Annotated in this window: 5 protein-coding genes; all 5 read left to right on the top strand. The window is 26.5% G+C overall.

What is annotated here, in order from left to right:
- Positions 1 to 68 precede the first annotated feature (68 nt).
- Positions 69 to 845, top strand: coding sequence for a hypothetical protein (locus E6A48_RS04030; protein ID WP_219708762.1), 777 nt, complete (start codon positions 69 to 71; stop codon positions 843 to 845).
- A 2-nt stretch (positions 846 to 847) separates the two neighbouring features.
- Entirely contained in the window at positions 848 to 1519 is a 672-nt protein-coding gene (locus E6A48_RS04025; RefSeq protein ID WP_219708760.1) for an ABC transporter ATP-binding protein, read from the top strand.
- 246 nt (positions 1520 to 1765) lie between these two features.
- Entirely contained in the window at positions 1766 to 2983 is a 1218-nt protein-coding gene (locus E6A48_RS04020) for an ABC transporter permease (protein WP_219708757.1), read from the top strand.
- Positions 2976 to 3656: an outer membrane lipoprotein-sorting protein gene (locus E6A48_RS04015; RefSeq protein ID WP_219708755.1), complete on the top strand. Its 681-nt coding sequence runs from the start codon at positions 2976 to 2978 to the stop codon at positions 3654 to 3656. The genes E6A48_RS04020 and E6A48_RS04015 overlap by 8 nt, the downstream gene beginning before the upstream one ends.
- A 22-nt stretch (positions 3657 to 3678) precedes the next feature.
- On the top strand, positions 3679 to 4580 hold a 902-nt coding region (locus tag E6A48_RS04010; RefSeq protein WP_219708753.1), incomplete at its 3' end, for a hypothetical protein.

The raw sequence follows: 4580 nt of genomic DNA, 5'->3' as shown, positions 1-4580 counted from the left end.
GGGGTGCGGGGCAAAGCCCTGCAAATTTTAAAATAAAAAATTGTAATTGCTATAATAAGGATATTAAAATGTTTAGAGTGATTGTTTTGATTTTTATTAATGCTTTGTGCAGTTTATACGGAGAGATTTCAAGCGAGGCTAATGCTATATTAAAAGAAATAGATAATAAAAATAATGAATATCATTCAGGCTCAAGACTTGTAAGAACAAGCGAAGCTAAGGATATTTTAAATAGAGTTAAGAACAGCAATTTAAGCGAAGAAGAGAAAATGCATTTAAGTATAGAATGCTATACTCTTTGGGCTAATGTGTCTATTGCAAGCGGAACTTTTGAAGAAGACTATAAAGCTTTAGGAGAGATATACAATAACCTTAAAAAAGATAAAGTTTTCAAAAAAGGCTCTTCTGATGTTTATGCTTCTTATGCCAATTTTGCAAACTCTTTTACTTCACTTGCTTTTTTTAATAATCAATATCCTTATAGTGTAATAGTTGATATGTATACTTATTCTCGTTTGGCATTATTAAAAGATAAAAACAATATAAGAGCAAAGCAAGTATATGGAATGTGGCAGATAGCTACTTTAGGTTTTTATAATAATGCTGCTTTTTATTCTGTAATAACTTCATTAAATGATACGAGCAATTTACCAGACTATATGGTTTACAGAGCTTATATTTATAGGTCTATGGCATATATGAAAGTAAATGAAACGGATAAGGCTTTTAAAGAGTTAGACGAAGCTTTAAAAATGTATCCTAAAGGTTTTTACGGATATTTATTAAAGAGTTCTTATGATAAAGGTAAGGACGGATTTTTGAGTGCGGAGGGTGCTGATTTTTAATTATGATAAGATGTGAAAACATATCAAAAATATATAAAACAAAAGATTATAATATAGCAGCAAATAAGAACATTAGTTTAGAAATAAAAGACGGTGAAATTGTATGGGTTGCTGGAGTTTCTGGGGCTGGTAAAAGTACGCTTCTTCATATATTATCAAGCATAGATATTCCAACAGAAGGTTCTGTTTATTGGAATAATGATGAAGTTTCAAAATTAAGCGACAAAGAAAGAAGCAGTTTTAGGCTTTCAAATATAGGACTTATTTTGCAGTCGCTTGAGCTTTTGAAAACCCAGACTGTATTTGATAATGTTGCTTTGCCTCTTAAATTTTTAAATGAGAATTATTCTAATATCAATAAAAAAGTTAATGAAATATTAGAAAACTTAAAAATAGATAATTTAAAAAATAAAAAACCAGAACAGCTTTCAGGAGGTCAGAAGCAGAGAGTTGCAATTGCAAGGGCATTGGTAAGCGAAGCTCCTTATATATTCGGCGATGAGATTAGTGCAAACTTGGATACTGAAACAAGCAAATTTATTTATGAATATATAAGAGAGACTATAAAGAAAAGAAACGGCATAGGATTTTTTATTTCGCATGATGAATTGATAGAAGATTATGCGGATAAAAAATATATTATGAGAGATGGAGGACTGATACTCAATATATAGTAATAATTTTTAGTTTTTTGTGGTGGCTTTGCCCCACACCCCACTTCTTTTGTTGCCACAAAGAAGCAAAAAGGCTATATTTTTGACTTAAAATGCATAATTTATCTTACCTTTAAAATATAATTAATATTATTTAAAAGTATTTTTCACTTGCACTTTTTGATTCTTTGAGGAAGTCCGCCTGTGGCGTGTGGCGGGAAAAAGAACAATAATAAAATTTTATTAATAACTATAATGGACAGATAAATGAATATAATAAAATTAGCATTCGATAATCTTTGGTATAATAAAACCAGAACAATTTTAAATATGATACTTATTATAGTGTCTTTTATTTCTCTTATGATGATAAGCGGATATAATAACTTTACAAAAGAAGGTATTATTATAAGCGTTAATACAAGCGGAGGCTCTGTTGTAATAGCTGATAAATCTTATTGGGATACAAAAAGCGAAAAAATTAATATGCTTAATAGTAATGATTTTGAAGTTATTTATAAACAGCTTAATACTATAAGCGAAGTTAATGATTATCAGAAAAAACTTGATATAAGTGGACTTGTAGGTAATGAAAGTAAAAGTAAATTTTTTTCAGGTTATGCTTATGAAAAGCCTTCAAAAATAATGTCAACAGTTTCTATAAAAGAAGGAACTCCTATATTTGATGATGATATTAATACTTTTGTTTTGGGTAAAGATTTGGGAGAGTTTTTTAATCTTAATTATAATGAAGAGCCTTATTTAAATTTAATGACAGATTTTGGAGAGGGTATAAGTTTAGGTTCTTTAATGGCTGTAGGGGCAATTTCTTTAAATAACAGTGCTTCAGATGCTATTACTATTTACTCTCCTCTAAATGCTATTTATGAAATATTTGGTCTTGAGTATGGTAATGCTCATAATTTACTCGTATATTTAAAAGATTATAAAAAGGCAACTGAAATAAAAAATAATCTTAATCAATATTTTAATGAAAATAATCTCAACTATGAGGCTAAAGATTGGAAGGATTTGAATGCATTTTTACTTTCTGTAATAGAGATGAATACTAATAATTATTTAATAGCTTTATTTATATTAAGCATATTAGTATTTGTTTCAGTTATGCAGATGCTTACAACAAATTTTTTAGAGCGTTTAAATGAGTTTGGTACAATGCGTGCCTTAGGAATAAATATAAAAAATGTAACTTTGCTTTTATTTTTAGAAATTATTATAATGGCAGTGTTAAGTTCTGTTATTTCAATAATTATTTCTTACGGTGCTGCTAATATATTAAATGCTTCAAACTTTATAATGAAATTTCCTGGTGCTACTGACGGTTATCCTTTAAGTTTATTACTAACATTTAAAGATACTGTTTTAATATTTGCATGGGTGTTATCTGTATCAATATTAGCAGGTATTTATCCAATAATAAAGGTTATTAAAATGCCTATAATAGAGGTAATAAAATATGTGTAAAAAAATAGTGAAAATTTTATTTATAATAAGCATTTTATCTTTTAATTTGTATAGTCAGAATATATTTGATGATTTTGTTAGAATTTATAATAGAGATGGAAAAAGTTACAAGATGTCAGGCACTTTCACTGATATAAAAGACGGAAAAAGAACTGTTAATAATTTTGATATGATAGTTGGAAAAGATTATAAATTAATGTATTTAAAAAATAACAATACTCTTTTTTTAGCCAATAATCAGGGATTTTTTGTGCAGTCAAAGAATCAGGTTTCTCCTTTAAAAATTTCAGGAAGCTATGTTGTTACAGGTGCTGCTAATATGAATGATTTGATGTCTATAAACTTTACTGATGATTATAAATTTGACAAAGTTGTGAGTGATGAAGAAATAAATTTAGTAAAGAAAAATAGAAGTGTTCCTTATGCTAAAGCAACACTCAAAAAAATTGCAGGCGGTTATAGTGTAGATTTTTTTGATAATAGCGGAAAGGCATTAAAAAGAGGTGTATACAAAATAAAAGATAATTATTTTAATGATATGGAGTTTTATAATTTGATTATCAATACTAATACAAGCACAATATGCAATATATCAAAAATAGAGCCTTCAAGTTCATCAAGTGCATATTTTAGAAGTGAGAACATGAAAATGCTTTTTAGTTTATTTAAATAATAATAAAAATATTTGGTAATAAATGCATCGCATAAAAATATATTTAACTTTTTTTATATTTGCTGTATCATCTATAGCATTTGCTGATATCACTCCAAAATTTGGTATAAAAAATAATTTTAGCTATATAGATTTAAAAGAAAATGAATATATACCAAATTCAATATTAAGCAATGATACTTATTTTTATTTAGGTTTTGAATATCTTAATAATAATTTTTATTTTTCATTTAAGCCTGCAATTAGAATATATACCAAAGACAATAGAGAGTTTATTTATGATAATGGAAACATTATAAAACAAAATAATAATAACGCTTATATTGCTTTTAATTTTGATGAAATACAGTTTAATTATATAAATGAAATTTTAGGCTTTTATATAGGAAAAAGGAAATTCCATTTTGGTGAAGGTTTTAATAGGCAATATATGTTTGTGGGCGAGAGCGTGTTGTATAATGATTATGAGGCTTTATATAATACAGAACTTAATTTTTATCAAGGAAATATCACGCACTCTATAGGATTTATAACAGACACCAAATCAATAGACTTATTAAAACAGCCAGAGTATTACACTTCTTGGTATTATTTAAAATATTCTTCTGCTCATTTAGGTTTAATGGGTATAACAAAATATACTTATGATTTACAAAAGAAAAATAATTTAATGCTTGGTTTTGAGGCTTCATATATATTTGATATAGGCTTTAAGCTTTATGGAAATGTTACTTACAATATTTTAAGCAGTGATAATATTGGAAAAAGCCTTAATGATATAAAAAGTCTTTTAGGAATAAATTATACTTTTATTTATAATTATGATTTTATACTTAGTCCATATGTAGAATATTTTTATGAAGATAGTCATTCATTTTATTCTATAGGGCTTTATTTATCTTTTCTTAATAATTTATTTAATAT

Origin of the sequence: Brachyspira pilosicoli (assembly GCF_019402445.1) — a bacterium.
GTDB classification, from domain to species: Bacteria; Spirochaetota; Brachyspiria; order Brachyspirales; family Brachyspiraceae; genus Brachyspira; species Brachyspira pilosicoli_B.
The sequence above is the reverse complement of the archived record's forward strand: the minus strand, read 5'-3'. Positions and strand labels throughout refer to the sequence as shown.